Origin of the sequence: Pseudomonas sp. FSL W5-0299 (assembly GCF_005930655.1) — a bacterium.
In the GTDB taxonomy this organism is placed as follows: Bacteria; Pseudomonadota; Gammaproteobacteria; order Pseudomonadales; family Pseudomonadaceae; genus Aquipseudomonas; species Aquipseudomonas mandelii.
In genome coordinates this window covers 1-22,153 of the sequence record NZ_RXHX01000017.1, presented here as the reverse complement: position 1 = coordinate 22,153, position 22,153 = coordinate 1, and the positions used below count along the sequence as shown (strand labels likewise).

Annotated in this window: 18 protein-coding genes and 2 pseudogenes; 14 read left to right on the top strand and 6 right to left on the bottom strand. The window is 60.6% G+C overall.

Annotation, left to right across the window (positions count from 1 at the left end; all coding sequences use genetic code 11):
• The first annotated feature begins 4 nt into the window (after nucleotides 1-4).
• From FHL16_RS19825 to FHL16_RS19765, 13 genes are all read left to right on the top strand, one after another.
• Nucleotides 5-1,030 (top strand): polysaccharide biosynthesis/export family protein, encoded by a 1,026-nt coding sequence (locus tag FHL16_RS19825; protein ID WP_010455623.1) that lies wholly within the window; start codon nucleotides 5-7, stop codon nucleotides 1,028-1,030.
• Nucleotides 1,031-1,047: 17 nt separating this feature from the next.
• Nucleotides 1,048-2,640, top strand: a complete 1,593-nt coding sequence (locus FHL16_RS19820) for a GumC family protein (RefSeq protein WP_010455625.1) — start codon at nucleotides 1,048-1,050, stop codon at nucleotides 2,638-2,640.
• Nucleotides 2,637-3,725, top strand: coding sequence for a glycosyltransferase family 4 protein (locus FHL16_RS19815; protein ID WP_010455627.1), 1,089 nt, complete (start codon nucleotides 2,637-2,639; stop codon nucleotides 3,723-3,725). The genes FHL16_RS19820 and FHL16_RS19815 overlap by 4 nt, the downstream gene beginning before the upstream one ends.
• A complete protein-coding gene (locus tag FHL16_RS19810; RefSeq protein WP_077749054.1) occupies nucleotides 3,722-5,089 on the top strand; it encodes an O-antigen ligase family protein in 1,368 nt (455 codons plus the stop codon). The genes FHL16_RS19815 and FHL16_RS19810 overlap by 4 nt, the downstream gene beginning before the upstream one ends.
• Nucleotides 5,086-6,054: a glycosyltransferase family 2 protein gene (locus tag FHL16_RS19805; RefSeq protein ID WP_077749053.1), complete on the top strand. Its 969-nt coding sequence runs from the start codon at nucleotides 5,086-5,088 to the stop codon at nucleotides 6,052-6,054. The genes FHL16_RS19810 and FHL16_RS19805 overlap by 4 nt, the downstream gene beginning before the upstream one ends.
• A complete protein-coding gene (locus FHL16_RS19800; RefSeq protein ID WP_077749052.1) occupies nucleotides 6,047-7,183 on the top strand; it encodes a glycosyltransferase in 1,137 nt (378 codons plus the stop codon). The genes FHL16_RS19805 and FHL16_RS19800 overlap by 8 nt, the downstream gene beginning before the upstream one ends.
• 12 nt (nucleotides 7,184-7,195) lie before the next feature.
• On the top strand, nucleotides 7,196-8,197 hold the full coding sequence (locus tag FHL16_RS19795) for a polysaccharide deacetylase family protein (protein WP_077749051.1): 1,002 nt from the start codon (nucleotides 7,196-7,198) through the stop codon (nucleotides 8,195-8,197).
• The gene (locus FHL16_RS19790) at nucleotides 8,194-9,498 is read left to right on the top strand and encodes a lipopolysaccharide biosynthesis protein (protein ID WP_077749050.1); all 1,305 of its coding nucleotides are present in this window, start codon (nucleotides 8,194-8,196) and stop codon (nucleotides 9,496-9,498) included. The genes FHL16_RS19795 and FHL16_RS19790 overlap by 4 nt, the downstream gene beginning before the upstream one ends.
• Nucleotides 9,495-11,414, top strand: coding sequence for a hypothetical protein (locus FHL16_RS19785; RefSeq protein WP_077749049.1), 1,920 nt, complete (start codon nucleotides 9,495-9,497; stop codon nucleotides 11,412-11,414). The genes FHL16_RS19790 and FHL16_RS19785 overlap by 4 nt, the downstream gene beginning before the upstream one ends.
• Nucleotides 11,415-11,500: 86 nt before the next feature.
• Entirely contained in the window at nucleotides 11,501-12,190 is a 690-nt protein-coding gene (locus FHL16_RS19780; RefSeq protein WP_077749048.1) for an N-acetyltransferase, read from the top strand.
• A gap of 4 nt (nucleotides 12,191-12,194) precedes the next feature.
• Complete coding sequence (locus tag FHL16_RS19775) at nucleotides 12,195-13,412, top strand: GNAT family N-acetyltransferase (protein ID WP_077749047.1); 1,218 nt, start codon at nucleotides 12,195-12,197, stop codon at nucleotides 13,410-13,412.
• Nucleotides 13,384-14,175 carry a ChbG/HpnK family deacetylase gene (locus FHL16_RS19770; RefSeq protein WP_077749046.1) on the top strand — a complete coding sequence of 264 codons (792 nt, stop codon included), beginning with the start codon at nucleotides 13,384-13,386 and terminating at the stop codon, nucleotides 14,173-14,175. The genes FHL16_RS19775 and FHL16_RS19770 overlap by 29 nt, the downstream gene beginning before the upstream one ends.
• A 115-nt stretch (nucleotides 14,176-14,290) precedes the next feature.
• Nucleotides 14,291-14,983, top strand: coding sequence for an N-acetyltransferase (locus FHL16_RS19765; protein WP_077749045.1), 693 nt, complete (start codon nucleotides 14,291-14,293; stop codon nucleotides 14,981-14,983).
• A 451-nt stretch (nucleotides 14,984-15,434) separates the two neighbouring features.
• On the opposite strand, the gene FHL16_RS19760 is transcribed toward FHL16_RS19765, so the two are convergent.
• Nucleotides 15,435-16,241 (bottom strand): class I SAM-dependent methyltransferase, encoded by an 807-nt coding sequence (locus FHL16_RS19760; protein WP_077749043.1) that lies wholly within the window; start codon nucleotides 16,239-16,241, stop codon nucleotides 15,435-15,437.
• 179 nt (nucleotides 16,242-16,420) lie between these two features.
• Between FHL16_RS19760 and FHL16_RS19755 the strand changes: the two genes are divergently transcribed.
• Complete coding sequence (locus FHL16_RS19755) at nucleotides 16,421-16,807, top strand: hypothetical protein (RefSeq protein ID WP_077749042.1); 387 nt, start codon at nucleotides 16,421-16,423, stop codon at nucleotides 16,805-16,807.
• Nucleotides 16,808-16,810: 3 nt separating this feature from the next.
• Here FHL16_RS19755 and FHL16_RS19750 read toward each other — a convergent pair whose 3' ends face one another.
• From FHL16_RS19750 to FHL16_RS19735, 5 genes and pseudogenes are all read right to left on the bottom strand, one after another.
• Nucleotides 16,811-18,238 (bottom strand): sigma-54-dependent transcriptional regulator, encoded by a 1,428-nt coding sequence (locus FHL16_RS19750; RefSeq protein WP_077749041.1) that lies wholly within the window; start codon nucleotides 18,236-18,238, stop codon nucleotides 16,811-16,813.
• Nucleotides 18,207-19,700, bottom strand: a complete 1,494-nt coding sequence (locus FHL16_RS19745; protein ID WP_077749040.1) for a sensor histidine kinase — start codon at nucleotides 19,698-19,700, stop codon at nucleotides 18,207-18,209. The genes FHL16_RS19750 and FHL16_RS19745 overlap by 32 nt, the downstream gene beginning before the upstream one ends.
• Before the next feature lie 103 nt (nucleotides 19,701-19,803).
• Nucleotides 19,804-20,046: pseudogene (locus FHL16_RS34065) on the bottom strand (SCO family protein); the annotation flags it as partial.
• A pseudogene (locus FHL16_RS34060) lies at nucleotides 20,020-20,430 on the bottom strand (copper oxidase); the annotation flags it as partial. The pseudogenes FHL16_RS34060 and FHL16_RS34065, both read right to left, overlap by 27 nt.
• Nucleotides 20,431-20,615: 185 nt before the next feature.
• Entirely contained in the window at nucleotides 20,616-22,064 is a 1,449-nt protein-coding gene (locus FHL16_RS19735) for a sensor histidine kinase (RefSeq protein WP_077749038.1), read from the bottom strand.
• Nucleotides 22,065-22,153: the final 89 nt, after the last annotated feature.

The window sequence follows — 22,153 nt, the reverse complement described above, 5'->3', positions numbered from 1 at the left end:
CGACATGAACGCCAAAATGCTTGTCCTGCTGTTGCTGCCGCTTGCAGGTTGCTCCAGCACTTCCGAAACCCAGAACATGCCGGTGAATATCCTCACGGCCTCACCGGCCAACGCCCAGGCCACTGACATGCCCAAGGTCGAACAGACCTTGCGGCCACAGGATGTGCTGGACGTGATCTTTCACATCAGCACCAGCGGCTCGGACGCCTACCGCATCCAGTCCGGCGACCAGATCGGCCTGAACTTCACCGCTGCCAGCCAGCTCAACGGCAATCAACTGGTGCTGCCCGATGGCACCATTGAACTGCCGGGCGCCAACACCTCGGTGAAGATCGCCGGACTGACGTCCGAACAGGCGCGTGAGGAAATCCAGCGCGCCTACCAGCGCAAACAGCTGTTCCAGCCGAACCGCAACCAGTTGTCCGTGCAGGTCATCAGCCCGCTGAGCAACGAGTCGAACCTCAAAAGTGCCCTGAACCACCCCGCTACCGGCATGAGCCGGGAGATCACCGTGGGCACCGACGGTTACGCCAGCTTCCCGGAAATCGGCGCCGTGCCGCTGCAAGGCATGACCGTCAATCAACTGGAAACCTTCCTCAACCAACGCTACGCGAAGCTGCCGGGGCGGATGACCGTCGACGTGCTGCTGAAGTCCACGGCGGGTAACGAAATCTATGTGCTGGGCGAAGTTGGCCAACCGGGGTCCTACCCGATTCGCCGGCCAGTCTCGGTGCTTGAAGCGCTGACCCTGGCCCGTGGCAGCAACACCAAGGCGCGGCTCGATTCGGTGATGATCATGCGCCGCAATGGCAACCAGGTGCAGGCCGTGCGCTACGACGTCGAAAAGGCTTTGGCCGGCGATGCGTCGCAGATTGCGTACCTGCAACCGGACGACATGCTCTATGTGCCGAAGACCAAACTGGCGAGCGCCGGTGAGCTCGCGCGGCAACTGGCAGACGTGGTGTTGTTCCAGGGCGTGGGCTTCAGCTTCGGCTACCGCGTCGACAACAAAGACAGTGACAGCAACTAACTCTCAGGTGACCGACCATGAATCCAAAGGAAAACTACCTGCACGAGTTCTTCAGGATCTTTTTCGCCAACAAGCAGTTGGTGAAACGAGTCTTCCTGGTCTTTGCAGTGATCGCCCTGGTCTTGCCGCTGATGCTCAAACAGAGCTTCGATATCACCGCCCAGGTGATCGTGCAGTCCAAAAAACTCTCACAGGGAGACGCCACAACCTCCCTCAACCAGGAGAACGCCTCGTTCATTCCACCGTCCCTGGCGGACATGGAAACCGAGAGCAATATCCTGCGCTCGCCGGCGTTGATCCGGCAGACCATCAGCGAGTTGCGCGACAAGGGTGAGTACACGCCTACCCCTGGCGTTTTCAACAAACTGGTGACCCAGCCATTCAAACAGTACGTGACCACGCCGCTGCGTGAATACGTAATCAATCCGATGAAAGCCACCCTGGGCCTGGAAACCGACCCGGTACGCGACACGGCGCTGGATGCTCTGACCCAACAGGCGATCGACAGTCTGAAAATCGAGACCCTGCCAGGCTCCAACGTGATCTCCATCATCTACAGCTTCGACAACCCAACCCAAGGCACCAATTTCGTTGCAGCCTTGCTGCAGAACTACCTGACGAGCCGTCAGGCACTGCAATCGATCGATTTGCCGCAGTCGTTCTACGAAACCAAGAAGAAGCAATACCAGGTGCGTCTCGATGGCCTGGAAGGCACTCGGCTGGGCTTGCTTGAAGCGGTCGGCTCGTCCGATCCGAAGGAAGAAATCACCTTCCGCCTCAACGCCATCAACACCGAGGAGCAGGCGCTCAACCTGTACCGCGATCGCCTGCTGCAAAGCCAACGCTGGCTCGACTACCTGAAAACCAGCCTGGCCGCAGCGAGCAACTCGAAACTCAACGACTACACCTTCCCCTACACCTTCACCACCACCGTGGACAATGTGGCGTTCGAGGATCGTGAGATCAAACAGATGGGTGAGGCCCTGACCACGCAGGTCAGCCGCTACATGAACGACCTGGCGATCTTCCAGCCAAGCAGCGAACCGATGTTGCTGACCCGCGAGCAAATCGCCCGCACCCGTCAGCAGTTTCTGAAAGTGGTCAGCAACCGGATTCAGGAACGCAACACTGATCTGGCGATTGTCAGCTCGGTGATCGACCAGAAAACCAAGCGCATTGCCGAGTTCAAGGAGCGCATCCACCAGTTGCAGGAAACCCAGAGCAAGCTGCGGCAGATGGACACCGAGATCAACGCGTTGCACGCGGCGTTCTCGACCTATGCCCAACGCTTCGCCGAAAGCAGCAGCGCACGTTCGCTGGACAACGACCTGTCCAACGCACGGGTGCTCAGCCCGCCGTATGAGCCCACCGAAGCGGCGTTCCCGAAACCGATGCTGATCATTCCGTTCGGCTTGTTCACCGGTCTCTTGCTGGCGATTGCCCTGGTCTACGTGCGTGAGTTTTTCGATCACCGTTTCAAACACCCAGCGCAAATCACCCACGAACTGGGCTTGCCGGTGCTGTTGGTGATCAACGATCAGAACGTGGAACCCACCAATCCGCACAGCAACTGGTCCTTACCGCGCCTCGTGCATTGGGTGCGCAATTGAACGCGCCGCTCATCCCTTCCCTGCCGATCATTCATTTGCTCAGCAGCGGCGGCTTCTACGGGGCTGAGCGGATGCTGCTGGACCATTGCCTGGCGACGCCGGGGCAGCACCAGGTGCTGTTTCTCGATGCGCCGCCAGACTTGATCGCGCGGTTTCGTCAGGCGGGGGTCGACTGCCGGGGTTGCGCGGGGTTGGGGGAATTACTGGCGCATTTGCGCCAGCGCCGGGCGGAACGGCCGTTGATCAATACGCACAACTTCAAGGGCCTGTTGTTTGGCTGGGTGGGCGCAACGTTGTTGCGCCTGCCGCTGGTGATTACCCAGCACGGTTTCACACCGCGCAGCCGCAAGCAGAAGTTCTACACCTGGCTGAGCCTGCAACTGTGCCGCACCGCGTCGGTGAATCGCGTGGTCTGCGTTGCCGAAAGCATCGCCGTGCTGTGCCGTCAGGCCAGCGTCCGGGCGGAAAAGCTGCAGGTGATTCCCAATGGTCTGCCGGCGACTGACGGACTGTTGCCGCGTCACGCGAAACGCCAGCGTTGGCTGGCCGGTTACGTCGGGCGGCTGAGCAGTGAAAAGGGCCCGGACTTTTTTCTCGATGCGCTGATTCCACTCTGCCGGCAACACCCGCAACTGGACGCCGTGATGCTCGGCGACGGCCCGGAACGGGAGACGCTGCTGGCGCGTATCAACGAAGCGGGTTTACAGGACCGCATCACCCTGCCGGGTTACCAGACCGACATGAGTGTGTGGTGGCGACAACTCGATGCGCTGGTGATCAGCTCGCGCACCGAAGGCACGCCGATGATTCTGCTCGAAGCGATGCAAGCCGGTGTGCCGGTGGTGGCGTTCGGCGTCGGCGGGATCCCCGATGTGCTGCAAGACCGGCACAACGGCCTGCTGGCGACACCCGCCGACAGCGCCGCCCTCGCCCGCCAGATCGGCTCGTTGCTGACTGAACCGGCCATGGCCCGCAACCTGATCGACAACGCAAAACGTACGCAATTGGACCGTTACGACCTCAAGGCCCTGGCCGAACGCTGGTCGCAACTTTATCTCCGTACTGCACGGGAGGCACGCGCGTGATCTTTCCGCTCTCGATTGTCAGTTTGTTTGGCCTGGTCTGCCTCGCTTTGCTGGCCAGCCCTTATCCGTATCTGGCGCCGGGAGCGGTGCTGGGCCTGGTCGGTGTCGCGCTGCTTTACCGAAAACCCACCTGGGGTTTGCTCGGGATCGCGGCGCTGGTGCCGTTCGAAGGTTTCTTCAAGGATAATTCGCTGTCGGGCACCAAGTTCCTCGGCGCGTCACTGGCCGTGATCCTGATGCTGCAACTGGCCATCCACCAGATACCCTCCGAACGCCTGCGCAGCAACATCTGGCGCTACCTGATCTGGTTCATGGTCTTGTACCTGCTGAGCGTGATCAACACCGACAACATGGGCATGTCCATGGGGCACCTGCGAGAACTGAGTGTCGGCCTGGTGCTGTTTGTGATCACCCTGCTGATCGGCCGCGAGCTGAACATGGACCTGTTCGCCAAGATGGTCACCCTCAGTGTCACGGCGACCTGCGTGTTGGCGATGTTCTCCAGCAAATACCAAGACCAGGGGCGCGCCGCCGGCCTGCTGGAAGACCCGAACGCCTTTGCCATGCTGATCGCCTTCGCCGTGCCGCTTGCCTTGCTGCTGGTGGTGCGCAGCCCGCACTTTCTGCATCGAATTTTCTGGGTCGCTTGCTGCATTTTGCTGCTGGGCGGCATGACCAAGACTGAATCCCGTTCGGGGCTGGTGGTGCTGTTCCTCAGCCTGATGATCGGCGTCTGGCATTACCGCGCCGAGCTTAAACGCATCCGTCCTCGGCACCTGGGGTTTGCCATGCTGGGCCTGGTGATCGTGATTCCGCTGGCCATTTATGCGATGCCCAAGGGTTACATCGAGCGCATTCAGTCCTTGAGCATCTTGAGCGCCGGCGCCAAGAGCCAGGACCAATCCCTCGGCCGTCGCGCCTCGTACATTGTGGTCGGCAGCGAGATGATCCGCGAGAACCCGTTGCTGGGCACCGGCCCCGGGACGTTCCCGCTGCACTACGCCACCACCGGTTATGCCAAGGCGTTTTCGGCCAACCGCAAAATCGGCGACCTCTACCGTCGCGCCCACAACACCTACCTGGAAATCTTCAGTGAGCTGGGGATTCCCGCCGGCCTGTTGTTCGTCGGCATGCTCGGCCTCGGTTTGTACAACCTGGTCCGCGCCCGTCGTGCATGGATGCAGCGACGCAACCGCGAACAGGCAGATTTGCTGACGCACCTGAGCATGAGTTTCCTGTCGTTGACGCTGTTTTTGATGTTCCTCAGCGCACCCAATCAGAAGTACGTGTGGATCATGCTCGCCCTGACTAGCGTGCTGCGTTTGAAAGCCGAAGAAAGCCCACTCGCGGAGGCCAAGGCATGAGCCGCATCAGTATCGTTATTCCGATGTACAACGAATCTCGCCACATCGCTCGGACCTTGCTGGCTGCGCAACGCGCTGCCATCGCCGCCGGTCTGGAATGCGAGCTGATCGTGGTCGATAACGGTTCCGACGATCAGGGCCCGCAGATAGCCCGGCAATTCGGCGCTCAGGTGCTGGTGCTGCCGGGCGTGCTCATCGGCGCCTTGCGCAATCGCGGTGCGGCCATCGCCACCGGCGATTGGCTGGCTTTCATCGATGCCGACGTCGAGATGCCCGAGGACTGGCTCACTCTGTTGTTGAAAATCGAGCCCGCGGTTCAGGTCGACGTCCTCGGGCTGGACTTGCACACCCCGGCCGAAGCCCCCTGGTATGCCAATGCCTGGCAACGTCGCACCTTGCGTCCGAACAACGAGACGGTGCAGACGGTGCGCTGGCTGCCCAGTTCCAACCTGTTGATGCGCCGCCCCTGGTTCGACAAGGTCGGCGGCTTCAACGAAACCCTGCGCACCGGCGAAGACAAGGATTTCACCATGCGCCTTTCCCACGCGGGGGCTCGCCTGCTGTCGGTCAATCAGACCGTCGCCCTGCATTGGGGTTATGAGGGCAGCTGGCGTGAATGGATGGGCAAGGAATTCTGGCGTCAGGGCAGCCATCTGCAGTTACTGCGCCGCCATGGGCTGAGCATGCGTCTGCTGCGCTTCCCGCTGGTGTCGCTCGCCGCCTGGATGTTGGATTTCCTGGCAATCTCCGCCCTGCTCGATGGCTTCCCCCACCATGCGGCGCTCATGGTGTTCCTGACCAGCCTACCGGCGCTGGCCTTGAGCATGCGCCAGACCTTCAAACACCGTGATCTGCTATTGACCCTGCAACTCTGGGGCCTGCATTGGTTGCGTCTGCACCTGGCCGGTGCCGCGTTTGTTCTCAGTTTTTGTCATTGGAAAGCCAGGAGGCCTGCCCGTGGCTGAATTCATTTTCTGGTTGTGCCTGTTGCTGCCGGTTTACGCCTATCTCGGTTACCCCTTGCTGTTGACGCTGCTGGCGCCATTGTTTGCGGCGCGGCGTAACGCAATCGCGGAACCGATGAACATCAGCATCGTGATTGCCGCGCACAACGAAGCGCGGCACATCGAACACAAGTTGCGCACGTTGCTCGCTCAGGATTATGAGCCGGCCTCGCTGCAGATCATTCTGGCCAGCGACGGTTCGACCGATGACACCGTGGCCTGTGCGCGCAAGGTGATCGACCCGCGCATCACCATCCTCGACCTGCCTCGCCAGGGCAAGGCCGCGACCCTGAATGCCGGCGTGGCGTTGAGCACCGGGGATATTCTGGTATTCACCGATGCCGACAACCAATGGTCCCGCGACACCCTCGGTCACCTGCTGGCGCCGCTGTGCGATCCCCAGGTTGGCGCGTGCGCCGGGCACATGGTGATCCCGGTCACCGGCGGTGGCCTGAGTATCGGCGACAGTCTCTATCGGCATTACGAAGGCTGGCTGCGCAAGGTGGAAAACCGCACCGGCTGCATGGTCTCCGCCGACGGCGCCCTGCTTGCCCTGCGCCGCGAGTTGTTCCAGGAGGTGCCGGCCGAGGTCAACGATGACTTCTTCATCAGCACCTGCGCGCCGGTGGCGTTCAAGCGCATTGTCTATGTGCCCGAAGCGCAAGTAATCGACCAAGGCGTCGATGAAGCAGACAAACAATTCCGCCGCCGTCAGCGGGTTACCGTCGGGGGCTTGCAAAGCCTGGCCCAACGTAGCGAGCTGCTCAATCCGCTGAAACATGGCCTGTATTCGATTGCCTTGATCAGCCACAAGTTGATCCGCCGTCTGGCGCCGATCCTGTTGCTGCCGCTGTTGCTGAGCAATTTCTGGCTGTGGGAAGAACACGGTTTCTATCGCCTGAGCCTGGTCGCGCAACTGCTCGGTTACGCCGTGGCCATCGCCGGTCTGCTGGATTCGCAACACCGTCTGCCCAAACCTTTCCGCCTCGCCGCGTTCCTGCTAGTGACCCTGGCCGGGATGAGTATCGGTCTGTGGCAGTTCCTGCGGGGGCAGCGGTACGCCCAGTGGAACCCTGAGCAAAACCGTTGAAAGGACTGAGCCATGGCGATCAAACAACTATTAAAACGTACCAGTGGCTGGCTTTATCTCAACTCGCCGGTGGGCCGCAATCAACTGCAAGGCGCCGGTGTGATCCTGATGCTGCACCGGGTGCTGGCCAGCGACCACGCCGCCGAACTGCCCCATCGCAATGAGCTGTGCGTCGGGCCAAAAGCCTTCGAACACTTGCTGGTGTGGCTGAAAAAACACTTCGATTGCGTGTCGTTGATGGACATCTTGCAACCCGGCACGGTGAGATCGGATCGCCCGAAAATCACCCTGACCTTCGACGATGGTTGGCGCGACAACGCCCTGAACGCCTTCCCGTTGCTGCAAAAATACCAGGTGCCTGCGAGCATTTTTCTCTCCACCGATTTCATCGGCAGCCGCCAGCGGTTCTGGTGGGAGAGCATCGGCGAAACCCTCTGGGGCAGCCACGGTGAACGGGCGCGGATGCAATTGATCGATTGCCTGCGACAAGTCGGTCGGCCGTTGCCGGTGGCCTTCGATGAACTGGAAGTGGAGCGTCGCAGCCTGGCCTTGCTGCATTTTCTGCACAGCCTGAAAACCCTCAGCCCTGCTGACTTGAATCACCTGACCGACGAGTGCCCGGACGAGTCATTGCCCCAGGCGCTGGACTGGCAGCAGGTGCGCATGCTGGAAGGCTCGGGGCTGGTGCGGTTCGGTCCCCACGGCGCCAGCCATGCGATTCTCACCGGCCTCGATGATCAGCGTTTGCATGAAGAACTCAGCCGCAGCCGCGACGCCTTGCACAATGGCTGCAACCGTCCGCTGCCGGTCTACTGCTACCCCAACGGCGACAACGATGCGCGGGTACGCGAACACGTTGCCGATCACGATTACCCGTTCGCCCTGGGCACCGGCACCGGGATTTATCGGGGCACCGATGACCCCTTGAACCTGCCCCGTTTCGGCGTCAGCCAACGGGTGGCGCGCAATCCGCAGCTGCTGTCCTGGCGCCTGTTCCGCGGGGCCCGCACATGAGCCGCAGCCATTACCTCAAGCATCTGGCCCTGAGCATGGGCACCAAACTGGCGATGATCGGTTTGCGGCTGATGCGCAACGTGTTGCTCGCAAGGATCCTCGGGCCGAGCGAACGGGGTTTGTTTGCCCTGCTCAGCACCTTGCCCGACCTGATCAGCGCCGCCACCAGCGGCGGGCTGAATTCGGCGGTGGGTTTTCAGGCGGCCAAGCAACGCCCCATGGGGTTGCTGCTGAGTCAGGTGCTGGTGTTCGGTTGCTTGCTGGCGGGTCTTTTGACTTTGCTGGTGGTCGCCCTGGTGCGTGAGTTCGGCAGTGAACTCGACATCACCACGCAACTGGGCCTGCTCGCCTGGCTGTTGTTGCTGGCGGTGCCGCTGACCGTACTCAAGAGCGGACTGCTGACCTTGCACAACGCCTCCGGCGGCGTGGTGGCCTTCAACGCGTTGCGCCTGGTGGAATCCCTGGCGCCGCTGCTGCTGTTTCTCGCCTTGTTCTGGATGTGGAAAGACGCCGCGCTGGAAGCAGCCCTGATCAGTTGGCTGGCAGGCATCAGCCTGGTGGTACTGGCGGGCTGGTTCTGGCTCAAACGCGCTCAGCCCCTGAAATTGCAATGGGACCGCGCCAGCCAAAACGAGCTGCTGCGCTACAGCGCTCGCAGCCATCCCGACCTGCTGTTCCAGCAAGTGATCCTGCGCTCCGATTACCTGTTCATCGGCGCCCTGCTCGGCAGCACCGCGCTCGGTCATTACGCCATGGCCAGCGCCGCCGCCGAGTTGCTGCTGATTGTCCCGGAAGCCGTGACCACGCCGTTGATGAAACGCCTGCTGCAACAGGAAGAAGGCATCGACAAAGTGACGCCGCTGGCCCTGCGCCTGACCGCCACGGTAATGCTCGGCGCCTGCGTGACCATGGCGGTGATCGGCGAATGGCTCATCGTGACGCTGTTCGGCGCGGCCTATCAGCCGGCGTATCCGGCCTTGCTGGCGCTGCTGCCGGGTCTGCTGGGCCTGTGCTACGCGAGCATCCTGCGCCTGGACTTGCTGGGCAAAAACCGTCCCGGCACGATTTCGCTGTTGATGGGGCTGGGCGCCTTGCTGAACCTGGCGCTGAACCTGGTGTTGATTCCGGCCTACGGGATCGTCGGCGCGGCGGCGGCCTCGTCCATCGCCTACCTCGCGGTCACCCTCGCGCTGCTGGTGATGTACTGCCGGTTGAGCGGCGTGCCGGTCTGGCAAACCCTGATCATCCTGCCCAGCGATGTAACGCCGATGCTGCACATGCTGCAACGGAAGTCGGCATGAAACGCCTGGTCCTGCTGTTTATCCTTGGCCTCGCGCTGAGCGCCCAGGCGGCGCCCATGCGTTGGGCCGATATTCGCGACGGCAGCCTGTACCTGCAACCGGATCGTCCCGACACGCTGACCATTCGCTGGGCGCCGGCGTGGCAGGCGGATGCCAACGAAGAACGCCTGTACCTGCTCGACGGCCAGGGCAAACTCCAGGGCGAGCGCCTGATCGCCGCCAGCGAATCGCGCGGCAGCCAGAGCTGGCCGTTGACCCCGAGTGCCTCCAGCTATCAACTGGAAATTCCGGGCTACAGCTTCCGTCGCTACCGGGTTGAACACGACGAACACACGGTGGCGTTGTTCGCCCCGGCCAAGGTGCATTTCAGCGCCGAAACCCACAACGGCGATGAGCTGTACTTCAAGGTAGCGCCGGGTGAGCGCGCAGTGCTGGCCGGCAAGTTCCACGGCGGTGTCAGCGCCTTGCAAGCGCAGCGCGTGGGCGACGGCAAACAAGTGGCGCTGACGCTGAAACCGTATCGGGGTTATTGGCAGTTCGACAAGGTCGAGTTGCCCGTCGCAACAGAAGCACAAGTCTGGCGCCTGCGCCTGCAAGGCAGCGGCAAGGTAGCGTTCTGGCTAGATGGCACCGCCAACCTCTTCGCCCAGAATCCGCAGCAACTCAAGCCCCTGCGCGAGGACGATGGCCAGGTCCGGCTGACATTGCACAATAAAATGCTGGGGCCGACCCCGAACCTGGGCATCGCCCTACCCTACGTCAAGGTGCCGGAATCGAGTTATGCCGTGCTCGATGCACTCAAGCCACAGGCGGGCACTTACTACAGTTTCGTCGACATCACGGCGAAGAATCCGCACTACGAAGATGAATTCCGTCGGCTGTATCAGGACCGCTTCGGCATCACCCAGGACATCACGCTGTTGGCCGGGAGCCAGCGCCAGGCTGACTTGCGCGCCGACACCCTGAGCAACGCCGGGCTCGACGCCTGGCTCGCGTCGACCCGGGCCCTGGGTGGCAAAGGCACGCACTACATCGGTTTTGCCGACGAGCCGAACCTCAATTACCCGGACTACGCCAACTACCAAAGCATCTTCAACAGCATGGCCCGCCAAGTGCGTAGCAATCCCGCCAATGCCAAGGCCGGCGTGCGCATCGCCATGCCCGCCAGTTCGCGACTGGTCAACGGCCCGTTTGCTGACAACGCCGCCGACAAACGCGGCATCGATTGGGCCAAACGCTTGCTGGCCGAATCCGGCGACAACATCGATGCCCTGGCCTGGCACGAATGGATGATTCGCGACCTGCTGGCAACACGGGTCTACCGTGACAGCGTGCGCCGCGCCGCCGACCTGGTCGGCCTCGACGCCCAGGGCCGGCCGCGCAAAGCCTTGCTGCTGGACCAGACCAACATGTCCAGCGGTTCCAGCCTCAGTCCTTACGATCAGGAAACCCACTTCGCATCGTTGTGGTGGACGTCGGTCGTCATCAACTCGTCCCAGGATGGCTTGCTGGAGATGCTGAGCTGGTTCCAGGCTGCTGACGAACCGAACTACCCCAAAGGCATGTTGCGTGTCCTCGGCGACGATCGCTTCGAGCTCAAGCCCGTGGGCCTGGCTCAGCAGTTCATCCGCCAGCATTGGCTGCACGACGTGATGCTCCTCGATAACGACGCCTTCGAGGTCGACGTGCTGGCCATGGCCGAGGACAAGAAGCGCAACCTTCTGGGCGTCAATAAAGCCACGCGCTTGCAGCGTGTGGCCCTGACTGGGGTCCAGTGTCCGCTGGCCAACGGTTCATTAAGCTACTTCGGTGCCGACAACCGCGCCCGCGACGCACCCTTCAATTGCCAGGACGGTCGCGTCAGCTTCGAGCTGCCAGGACGGACCCTGTTCAATCTCAGCTGGAGCGCCTCATGAATTGCCAAGTATTGAATAGCGAAATCGGCCATTGGCCGCACCTCGCATCACTCCACTCGCGGCCGAGACCGTCAGGAGTCAATAACATGAGCGTTTTGCAGAAACTCAGCCAACACATCAGACAAAAAGGTTGGCGCGCCACCCTCAGTAAAATCTGGAAGCACTACGTGTTTTTCCATCAGGAACTGTTGTGGATGGAGCGCGATCTGGTCACTCCGGTGCCGCCTTACAAACTCAGGCCCTACCCGCCGCTGCAGGTAGTGCGCATCACCCCGGAAAACGCCGTGGCGTTCACCCGTTACTTCGGTGACCGCGTGGAGACCATGGCCGAACTGGCCCGTGAAGGCTACACCGGGCATATGCACCTGGACGACAAGGGCGATGCGGTGGCCTTCATCTGGGGCGCCGCGCGCAACTATCACGACAAGCACTACTACGGCTGCTGGTTTCCGGTGAAAGAAGGCGAGTTCTTCGAATTCGGCGGCGAGCTGACCCGTGCCTATTGGGGCACCGCACTCTCGATGGACCTGCAGACGGAGTTGTGGAAAGCCATGCTTGCCCAGGGTTGCCACACGGTGGTGGATGTCTGTGAGTTCCACAATGTCCCTGCCCTCAAGCTGCACATACGCACCGGCTACAAGGAACAAGGGCGGATCATGAACGTCTACGAGCTGTTTGGTCGCTGGCGCTTCTACCGCGAAACCCATTACAGCGGCTCACGCCTGGATGCCTTGCGCAAACCGGCACGTGAACCCGCCACAGCAGCGGTGAGCTGACCCTATGGCAGCACGATTCGAATGGCGCACTTCGTTGTGCGCCGCTGATTTCCCGGAAACGGCTTATGAAGCGTTGCGTCTGCGAGTGACGGACCACACACCGTTCAACACACTGGCCTGGATGCGTGCATCCGAACAGGCTCTGACCACCGGGCAACGCTTGCATGTGTTGCTCGGCTGGCAGGGTCATGAGCTGGTCTTGTGTTTGCCGTTGGTGGCCTCCGTCGAGCGTTTCGCCAGGCTGCCGTTTCGCGTGCTGCATCACCTTGGCTACCCACTTGCCGACCGCCTCGCGCTCCTTGCAAAAACGGACTCGGAGAATATCCGCAAGGCACTGATCGAGATCCGCCGACAACTTCCCCATGCCCTGCTGCAACTCAACGAGTTGTCGGAACCGGTCGGCGAAGAAAGCGTGCTGACCGAGTGGATGGCGCACAGCTCGACCGGTGAACGGCGCCTTAGCTGTCGGGTGCCGGTGCACGTGATCAGCGACGCGGACCACCAGGAAGTTTCGGGTGACCCCCGCTATAAACTGCGCCGCGCACGCAAACGCATCGCAGCCTGTGGTGCCCAGGTTCGACGGATCACCCCCGATGCGTCGACCATGGGCCCGTTGTTGCAGGCCATCAGTGAAGTCGAAGCGGTCAGTTGGAAAGGCGATGAAGGCGTCGGGATTTTCGCCGACGAACGTCACCGACAATGGATGGACCGAGCCTTCACCGCCCTCGCCGAACAGGGGCTGGTGCGGGTCGTGGTGCTGGAGCTGGACGGGCGCTGCATCAGCTACCGCCTCGGGTTGCTGGAACAAGGCCGGTTGTACGATTACAACCTGGCGTTCCTGCCGCAATACGCCGATCTGGGCAGCGGTCGGGTGCTGCTCGACGAGTGGATTCGCTGGGGGCTGGACGAGCACTGGCGCTGGATCGATGCCTCGCGGGTGAGCCTGGAAAATTCCAGCCATCAACTGCACGAACGCATGACCGGGCAACTCGAACACTGGCGCTGGAGTTTCTATTCCTGGCGCCCCAGCGGTCTGGCGCTGGGCCTGGCCCTGAGACTCTGGCAGCGGCTCAAACCCTTGTTGCAGAAATGGCAAGCCAAACGGGCAGCAGCGACGGTTGCCACTGCACCGGCGCCCGTTGCCGCAGCGGTCAAAGCAACGAAGCCAACCGACACAAACAGGGAGGGCGACCATGCCTCGCCAAGTCATAGTCAACGCTGACGATTTCGGTCTCAGCCCGTGCGAAAACGCGGTAATCCTGGGCGCCTTCCAGGCGGGGGTGATCAGCTCCGCCACGGCCATGGCCAATATGCCGGCCTTCGAAGCGGCGTGCGTCATGGCCCAGCATCCGTTGCTCAAGGACCGGATCGGCCTGCATTTCAACCTCACGTATGGGCGTCCGTTGAGTCAGTCGATTCTGGGTCGAAGGAACTTCTGTGACAGCCATGGGGTGTTCGATCTCAACCTGTCCCGCCATCGCCTCTGGCTCAGCCGGGGGGACCGCGACGCAGTGCTGGAGGAGCTCAACGCCCAATGGCAACGCTGCGTGGACAACGGTGTACGGCCCAGCCACATCGATTCCCATCAACACGTTCACAACATCTGGCCCATTGGTGAGATCGTCGCCCGCTTCGCCGCGAGCCAAGGGGTGGCCGTGCGCCTTGCGCGCAATCTGGGGCAAAACCTGAGCTTGCCCAAGCGCGTGTTCAAAACCTTGCTCAACAGTCGTTTGCAGAGCCTGGCGGGTGTGACTGCGGATTATGTGTGCACACCGGTGGACCTGCGCAATGAGGCCATGCCGACCGATGGTGTGCTGGAAATCGTGGCTCATCCGACTCAGCTTGGCGCTGATTTCGGTGATGCCTATTTGCAGCCAGAAGAGTCTCTAACCCTTGTTCTAGAGCGGCGTCTTCACGGTGTGCCGCGGGCGTCCTATGGTGTTTTGAACAGCCATTTGGTGACCGGTGAAGCCGCGCTCGAATGAGTTACATACGTTGCAACACATTCAAAGCTGGCGCTTTGATATGAACTTTCAAGCTTGATCTATACCCATCAAAAGCGTTTCCACCCACACCCTGGCTTAGGCTAAGGAGAGCGTCATGAGCATCATCGAAAAGCTTCGCGAACGCATAAAACAAAAGGGCCTGAGCCGCACGTTCAACACGCTGTGGAAACGCTACGTGTTTTTTCATTGGGAGCTTTTATGGATGGAACGGGACCTGATCAGCCCGGTACCGCCGCACAAACTGCGTCCTTATTCGGGACTGCGCATGGTGACCATCACCCCCGAAAACGCCAGCGCCTTCGGCAAGCATTTTGGTGACCGCGTCGGGACCATGGCCGAACTCGCCACCGAGGGTCACACCGGGCACATGTATCTGGACGAAGAAGGCCACGCTGTTGCGTTCATCTGGGGCAGCGTCCGCGACTACCACGACCGTCACTATTACGGCTGCTGGTTCCCGGTCAAACCTGGTGAGTTCTTCGAGTTCGGCGGCGAAATGGCCCGCCCCTACTTCGGCACCAGCCTGTCGGTGGATGCTCAGGTAGACCTCTGGGCGGCAATGGCAGCCCAAGGCTGCAACAAGGTGGTGGACGTCTGCGAAACCCACAACATCCCTGCCCTGAAGCTGCACATCCGCATGGGCTACCACGAACAGGGTCGCGTTACCCACGTCTACGGCCTGTTCGGACTCTGGCGCTTCTACCGCGAAACCCGCTACACCGGCTCACGGCTTGATCCGCTGCGCAAACCGGGACGGCCAGTGGTAACAGGGGCGGCTAGCGCCTGATATCCGATAGACAGACCGAGTTGCGGCCATCGCGAGCAGGCTCGCTCCCACAGTAGATCCTCAGCGCACGAAGATTTTGTGTTCGACGACGATCCAATGCAGGAGTGAGCCTGCTCGCGATGGCGGCGGCACATTCGGTATTGAGGTGACTGACAGAGAGCTATCGCGAGCAGGCTCGCTCCCACACTGGATCTCCAGCGCACGCAGATTTTGTGTTCGACGACGATCCAATGTAGGAGTGAGCCTGCTCGCGATGGCGGCGGCACATTCGGCATTGATGTGACTGACAGAGAGCTATCGCGAGCAGGCTCACTCCTACAGTGGATTTTCAGCGCACGAAAATTTTGTGTCCGACGACGATCCCACAGTAGATCCTCAGCGCATGCGTATTTCGTGTTCGACGACGATCCAATGTAGGAGTGAGCCTGCTCGCGATGGGCGCGACTCGGTCTCAGCGCTTCACCCCCACCCACGTAAAACACAACGGCAACTGCGCCGTCTGCCGCTCATACCGGTCATAGAGTTCCTCGCGGTTGGAATGCGGGTACTCCTTGAAATGGCTGATCTGCAGTCCCGCCTCGATGGCGCCGGTGAAGATGGCGCCCAGGGTGTGGACGAACCAGTAGGACGACGCGGTGTGCTGGTCGACTTTGCCTTCGTAGACGATCGGCTGGTCCTGCACGAACGGCTCGCTGCGAAAGTACGAGCTGTCCAGACGATAGGGATCGGCGGCCTCGGGGTCGACCATTTCCAGGAAGGGGTGGGTTTCGTACACCACCAACGCACCGCCGGGCTTGAGGGTCTGCGCGACATGGTGGAAGAATTCGCCGATGTCGGGCATCCAGTTCAAGACGCCGATGGTGATCAGCGCCACGTCGAAGCGGTCATGCAATTCAGCCGGCAGGTGATGAATGTCGGCCTCGATGAATTCGGGCTCATGGGGTGAGAGTCCAGCCAGTTCCCGCGCCTGATCGAGAAACGCGTCGGACTGGTCGACGCCCACCACGCTGCGAGCCCCCAGCGCAAACAGCGAAAGACTTTCCCGTCCGTTGTTGCAGCCCAGTTGCACCACGTCCTTGCCCTCGACGCCGACCTGCTCCAGTACACCGCGAAGTGTGTCATCGATGCAGCAAAAATCGCGATGACTGACCGCCTCCACCAGAGCCTGCCAATCGGGCGCGTCCTTGTGGTGTCGGGCGGAGTCGTTCCAGGCATCGCGGTTGCTGGCGATGGCATTTTTTTTGGTCGGCATTTCCATTGCACACTCCAGAATCCGGGTCATTGTTGACCGGCACGAGTCTAGATCAGGGTGCTGAAAAACCCCATTGGGCGTTTGTTGGAATGTTGTAATCCGGGCGCCGCGAACGCGTGCCCGTAGGGCAGCTATAGTTAATGGCCTTGGGGAAGTGCGGGAAAACCGATTTCGCAGGTGTTGCCATGAAAAAAACTGATCTGACGCTGTTGTTCGCCCTCAGCCTGACCGCCCTCACCGGCGCCCAGGCGGACGATATCCTGACACCCACCACTGACTACAGCAGTGAGTTCAATTATTACGGGGCCGACCAGCCCTTCGCCCACCCGGTGCCGCCCTCCCTGAGCACCGTGCCGCCTCGGTCATACATCCCGACCGCACCTCAGGATTTCATCCCGATTGCCAGCCAGCATGAGTTCCACGACTCAATATTACCGACCGTCGCGGATGCCTCAGTCCGGGTATTCATCCGCTCCTACGATCCGGTACGTGGCGTCTACGTCAACCAGGAAGTCCTCGACCCCACATGCGTGCTCGAATGCCTCATCCGTCAGGGGGCAACGTTGCAATAAACCTCACCACTGGCGTTTGTCCGGGCGTGCGAGGCCGAGCTTTTCGATCCGGTAACGCAGCATGTCGCGGCTCAGGCCCAGCAAGCGTGCGGACTTGGTGACGTTCCAGTCGGTCTTGTCGAGCATCTTGCGCACCATGTCGCGCTCGACTTCCGGCAGGTTCATCGACTCGGTGCCGTTGTAGGCCGGTCGCGGTTCGTGGTGCTGGGGTTCTTGCAGCACGATCGGATCATCCACCAGGCTCAGGCAGACGTTGAGCTGATGGGCGGCAATCGTATCGCTTTGCGCCAACAACACGGTTTGCTCAAGCATGTTGCGCAATTCACGCACGTTGCCCGGCCAACTGTAGCTGAGCAGCAACTCTTCAGCCTGGTCACTGAAATGCAGGTGCGGTTTGCCATAGCGTTTGCCGTGGATCGCCAGGAAATGCCGGGCCAGCAGCAGGATATCGGCGCCGCGGGCATACAGGCGCGGCACCTTGATCGAAATAATGCGCAAACGGAAGAACAGGTCACGACGGAACTTGCCCTGTTGCACCATTTGTTCGAGGTTGCAGTTGGTCGCGCTGATTACCCGCAAATCGACCTTGCGTTCCTTGACCGAGCCGACCCGGCGGATGGTTCGGTCTTCCAGCAGCTTCAGCAGTTTGGCTTGCAGCAGCAGGTCCATTTCACCGACTTCATCGAGGAACAGCGTGCCGCCATCGGCCGCTTCCACCAGACCAACTCGACGGTCCTTGGCGTCGGTGAAGGCGCCCTTCTCGTGGCCGAACAGTTCCGACTCCACCAGATTGGAAGGGATCGACGCGCAGTTGAATTCAATGAACGGACCTTTGCTGCGCGGACCGTCGAAGTGCAGCGCCCGGGCCACCAGTTCCTTGCCGGTACCGGTCTCTCCTTCCACCAGCACGGGCGGCAGGTCGGTGTTGGCCATGCGCCGCTCGGCGTCGAGCAACTGGGTAATGGTGTTTTTCAAGTATTGCATCGGCGCCGATTCGCCGATCAATGCCTGTACGCCTGACTTCTGCGCCTCGCGCTCCTGATAAAACGACAGCGTGCGCTCCATTCGATCAGTGGCCAGGGCCTTGTCCAGCAGCAGCTTGAGTTCCGGCAAGGCCACCGGTTTGGTGACGTAATGAAAAGCGCCCTCTTTCATCGCCACCACGGCATCTTCGACGTTGCCGTAGCCGGTCATCATGATCACCTTCAGATCCGGCGCGCTGATGCGCAGCTTCTGGATCAGGTCGTGACCGCTCATGCCCGGCAGCGAGTTGTCGGTCAGCACCACATCAGGGGTGAACGTACCCAGTTTATCCAACGCCTCTTCAGCCGAATGGCAGACCGTCACCTCGAAGTCTTTGCGCTCCAGGTAGGTCTGAATATTCTCGGCCAGGAGTTCATCATCCTCGACCAGCAGTATGCTGTGCTCCATATTCCCCTCCCGTTGCCACTTTGAAATTGAGACAGACGCGGGTTCCTTCCTGCTCCTGGCTGGTCAGTTCGACCGAGCCTTCGAAACGCTCCATTATTCGTTTGACGAGGGCCAGGCCAACGCCCAACCCTCCCTGTTTGGTGGTGAAAAACGGCTTGAAGACCATCTGTTGCTGCTGCTTGGTCATGCCTTTGCCGGTATCGCTCAGGGTCATCCGCACCTGAGCGGGCCTGGGGTGCTCAATACCGATACTGAGCAAACCGCCCTTGGGCATGGCCTCAAGGGCATTGGCAATCAGGCTATTAAGAATCTGGGTGAGCAGCACCCGTTGGCTGACGACCGGTGGACAGGTCTGCGGCGTGAAACGCACCTCCACGTTCGAGCGTCGGATCAGCGCGTCGAAAGCGCTCAGGGTGTCATCAATGGCCAGCACCAGGTCCACCATTTCGGAGTCGTCGTTTATCGGCCGCAACGACACCAGCAACTCCCGGACCCAGCGCGACATGCGATCGACCTGGTTGATGATGTCGCCGATGTTTTTCTGCGCACTCTGGCTGGCGATTTCCTGGGCCAGTTCGGCGCTGGAGCGTATGTTCGCCAGCGGATTGCGCAAGCTGTGGGCGACGGCCGAGGACATTTCTCCCAAGGCGACGAAGGTCTCGTTAGTGATCAATTGTTTTTGCTGGCTCTGCAGCAACACGGACGCACGCCGCACGATCCAGAACAGCCCTAGGTAGATAAGCAGGCCACCGAGCAAGGTCGCCAGCCAGATCGCCTTGAAGCCACGCTGAATGCGTTCCACCAGGTCCGCCGGTTCCTTGTAGATCTCGACCATGGCAATGACCTTGCTTTTGTCGGCATTGAACATCGGGATGTAATTCTCGATGAACAGGTACTTGGGCTCGCGCAACAGCATCTGTTCGGGACGTTCCTCGTCGATCTGGTGATAGCTGGTGGAGACCGGCTCCTTCATTTCAAAGGATTCGTCCAGTTCTTCATCACCTTCGACGCGCATGCCGATCATCTGTGGATTGGTCGACCAGACCACCGTGCGATCCAGGGCATACACCACCGCCAACAGCGTGTCCGGCAAGTGTTCGACGTGATCGAGAAACTCAATGCGGGCAGCGGCACGGGCACCTGGGTTTACGTCGGGATAGGCGTTGTCTTCGCGCGGATCGAGCATCTCGCCCATGGTTCTTTTCAGGGTGATGCCGGCGTGGCGAATTTCCGCATCACCGATGGCCTGAATGAATTGCGCAGTCAGCATGGAATCACGCTCGATGCTCTCATCGACAACAAACCGCGTGGACACATAACCCAACCCCATCGCCACCGCCGCAATGATGAGAAAGCTTCCCAGCGAAAACCAGCGCAGCAGATTGAACTGTCCACTTCGACTTTGGCCTTCTGCTGCCGGGGCGTCCGGCGCAGGTACTTTTTGTTGTTCCAGTATCTGCATGGGTCTTGTCCAGGGTGCTTGCATCAAGCCTTTTCAGTCATGTTTCGGATCAGTGTAGGTGGCATTGATCGTGGTCGACGGCTTCACTGATAGTATTTCGCCGCTATGGCACCTGCGCCGCTTGTAGCGGTTGCTGGCGATCGGTTTCTTCCTGCAAAAACCCAAGAATTGACTGCGCAGCATTCTCGTCCAGACGCAGATTGGGCATGGGGATTTTGTCGAAGCGTTCAAACAGTGCCAGCGCGAGCGGGTCCTTTTCAGCGAGCATGCGGTCCGGTTCGCGAATCCAGCGGTTGAGCCAGGCCAGATCCCGTTGGCGCGTCACGCCGACCAGGTCCGGGCCGAACGCCTCAAACAACACCATCTGCTGAGTGAACGGCTGAGCGCCAAAGAGAGGGCTCGGTTTGCCATTGGTGGGGTAGTTGAAACTGGTCTGCATGGCAGGCGACAGGATGTTTTCCGTGCGCGTCGTGTCTCGGCTGCCTTTGACGCCGTCGGGCAAATCGAAGGAATCTGCGTTGGCCTCGGGCAGGGTCAAAATGGCGTTCAGCGCCGCGGCTTCGTCAGCCGGTTCATCGTAGTATGCCGAGGGGTCGGAAGGTTCTGGCTGTCGCTCGTCAACGATCGGGCTGGCCTGTAGCGTCGTGGTGCCGAGCGTCATTGTCAGGAGGACGCTCAAAGGTGTCAGGAGTCCGAACCACTTGCAGGGGGGCCGCGCGTTTCTGTCCATCACCAGCCGCCTCGACGTCATGAAGGAGGTGGTGGTGGCTTTGCAAGGAGCTCGCCAGATCCATAACACTTTTATACAAAAGCATTAACACCTAACAAAACAATGGCTTATCAACAACGATGCACCCCGACCGGCGAAACGACTGGGTCCTGGTACCCGCTAGCGGGGAAAGTTCACACCCATGTTCAGGGAATCCGCTTGAACGACAGACGGACGCAAGTGCCCTCGCCTTCACGGCTACCCAGGCTTACCCCGCCGCCGAAACGCTCCATGATCCGCTTCACCAGCACCAACCCGACACCCAGCCCGCCCTGCTTGGTGGTGAAGAATGGGCGGAACGCCATCCGGCGCTGTTCTTCGTTCATGCCTTTGCCGGTGTCGCACACGGCGACGCCAATGCCCCGGGTATCGGTCGGCTCCAGGGTAATGGTCAGTGTGCCACCCCGTTCCATCGCTTCCACGGCATTGGCCAACAGGCTGTTGAGGATCTGCGTAAGCTGCACCTGCTGGCTCAACACCATCGGCGTCTCCTGCGGCTCGAACACCACCTGCACACCGGCCTTGGCAATCTGATGCTCGAAGGCCATAAGGCTGTCATGCAGGGCCGCCACCAGGTTCACCGGCTCGGCGTCATCATTGAGCGGGCGTAAGGACTGCAGCAATTCCCTGACCCACTTCGACATGCGATCCACCTGACCGATGATGTCGTTGATGTTCTTGTGGGCCAGGCCAGTGTCGAACTCCAGGGCCAGTTCGGCGCTGGAGCGTATGGTCGCCAATGGGTTGCGCAGGCTGTGGGCCACCGCCGAGGACATCTCCCCGAGTGCCACGAAGGTTTCGTTGGTAATCAGTTGTTTTTGTTGCACTGCCAGCAAAATGGCTGCCCGGCGCACGATCCAGTACAACCCGAGATAAATCAGTCCGCCGCCCAGGGCCGTGGCCAGCCAGATCAGTACCAGGCCGCGCTCCATGCGATCGATCAGGTCCCTGGGCTCCTTGTAGATCTCGACCATCGCCGTGACGGTATTGCCATCGGCATCGAACAGCGGGATGTAATTCTCTATGAAGATGTAGTCCGGGGGCGTGATGAACTTCTGCTCCATGCGGCTTTTGTCGACGTTGTGATAACTGGCCGACACTGGAGTCTTGGAAGCGAAGGCCTGGTCCAGGTCTTCGTCGGCATGGATCGTGGTGCCCATCAGTGCCGGGTTGGTGGACCAGATCACCATGCGGTCAGGGGCATAAATGTTCGCCAGAATCACGTCTGGCAAATGATGGATATGGTCGAGGAATTCACCACGGGCACTGGCGCGGGCCATCGGATCAACGTCAGGAAAATCCCTGTCCTTGCGCGGGTCCAGCAGCTCGCCCATGGTTCGCACGTTGGGGATCGAGACATGGCGCACCTCGGCGGAGGCAATCGCTTGAATGAACTGGGAGGTGAGCAAGGCATCGCGCTGCACGCTTTCGGTAATCACGAACCGCGTCGACACCGCCCCCAGCGCCACGACCACCGTGCCGATCACGGCCATGCTGATCAGCGAGAACCAGCGCAGCAGATTGAACGGCTGTTTGCGCGAGCTCAGGCGGATATCGCCCTCTTCTTTCAGGAGGGTGGTGGTCTGACTGGTCATGGACGTTGTTCCCGGAAACTCCCTATAGGGTTATAGCCCACTGTCCGGTCTTTGCCCGACATCGGGTTTTTGTCCCCCCCACCCAATTC

What these genes read in the sequence shown, in the direction of transcription:
- FHL16_RS19825 (WP_010455623.1), top strand. Translation starts at nt 5, where the DNA reads ATGAACGCCAAAATGCTTGTCCTGCTGTTGCTGCCGCTTGCAGGTTGC.
- FHL16_RS19820 (WP_010455625.1), top strand. Translation starts at nt 1,048, where the DNA reads ATGAATCCAAAGGAAAACTACCTGCACGAGTTCTTCAGGATCTTTTTC.
- FHL16_RS19805 (WP_077749053.1), top strand. Translation starts at nt 5,086, where the DNA reads ATGAGCCGCATCAGTATCGTTATTCCGATGTACAACGAATCTCGCCAC.
- FHL16_RS19795 (WP_077749051.1), top strand. Translation starts at nt 7,196, where the DNA reads ATGGCGATCAAACAACTATTAAAACGTACCAGTGGCTGGCTTTATCTC.
- FHL16_RS19790 (WP_077749050.1), top strand. Translation starts at nt 8,194, where the DNA reads ATGAGCCGCAGCCATTACCTCAAGCATCTGGCCCTGAGCATGGGCACC.
- FHL16_RS19785 (WP_077749049.1), top strand. Translation starts at nt 9,495, where the DNA reads ATGAAACGCCTGGTCCTGCTGTTTATCCTTGGCCTCGCGCTGAGCGCC.
- FHL16_RS19780 (WP_077749048.1), top strand. Translation starts at nt 11,501, where the DNA reads ATGAGCGTTTTGCAGAAACTCAGCCAACACATCAGACAAAAAGGTTGG.
- FHL16_RS19775 (WP_077749047.1), top strand. Translation starts at nt 12,195, where the DNA reads ATGGCAGCACGATTCGAATGGCGCACTTCGTTGTGCGCCGCTGATTTC.
- FHL16_RS19770 (WP_077749046.1), top strand. Translation starts at nt 13,384, where the DNA reads ATGCCTCGCCAAGTCATAGTCAACGCTGACGATTTCGGTCTCAGCCCG.
- FHL16_RS19765 (WP_077749045.1), top strand. Translation starts at nt 14,291, where the DNA reads ATGAGCATCATCGAAAAGCTTCGCGAACGCATAAAACAAAAGGGCCTG.
- FHL16_RS19760 (WP_077749043.1), bottom strand. Translation starts at nt 16,241, where the DNA reads ATGGAAATGCCGACCAAAAAAAATGCCATCGCCAGCAACCGCGATGCC.
- FHL16_RS19755 (WP_077749042.1), top strand. Translation starts at nt 16,421, where the DNA reads ATGAAAAAAACTGATCTGACGCTGTTGTTCGCCCTCAGCCTGACCGCC.
- FHL16_RS19750 (WP_077749041.1), bottom strand. Translation starts at nt 18,238, where the DNA reads ATGGAGCACAGCATACTGCTGGTCGAGGATGATGAACTCCTGGCCGAG.
- FHL16_RS19745 (WP_077749040.1), bottom strand. Translation starts at nt 19,700, where the DNA reads ATGCAGATACTGGAACAACAAAAAGTACCTGCGCCGGACGCCCCGGCA.
- FHL16_RS19735 (WP_077749038.1), bottom strand. Translation starts at nt 22,064, where the DNA reads ATGACCAGTCAGACCACCACCCTCCTGAAAGAAGAGGGCGATATCCGC.